The organism is Halalkalibacter lacteus (assembly GCF_036663595.1).
Classification (GTDB): Bacteria; Bacillota; Bacilli; order Bacillales; family Bacillaceae_D; genus Halalkalibacter; species Halalkalibacter lacteus.
The window spans coordinates 1-293 of record NZ_JAWRVL010000133.1 but is presented as its reverse complement, the minus strand read 5'-3'; the positions used below and the strand labels follow the sequence as shown (position 1 = coordinate 293).

At 42.0% G+C, this 293-nt stretch carries 1 protein-coding gene; it reads left to right on the top strand.

What is annotated here, in order from left to right:
• A partial coding sequence (locus SAZ04_RS21795) for a hypothetical protein (RefSeq protein WP_332699608.1) occupies window positions 1-293 on the top strand: 293 nt, incomplete at both ends.

The window sequence follows — 293 nt, the reverse complement described above, 5'->3', positions numbered from 1 at the left end:
CGGGCAAAAGAAGGGATTATCGTCGTCTCTAGTGTTGAACCTGAAGAATTAAATGTAGCCAATACAGCTCATATCGGTCCAAGAATATTAAAATCCTACTTGCAGTACGTAAGAGCCGTCTCCCAAATGGACCATGAACAAATTAAAGCGGTTGTGAACGATGTTCGGGATAGCTCTAATACCCGAACGCAACAGACAGAAGTATGCTTTGATTCACCATTTGAAGAACAAGTATACAAGCAGCTTCTTCATTTAGGCTACAAGGTTGACACACAAGTCGGAATGTCAGGCTA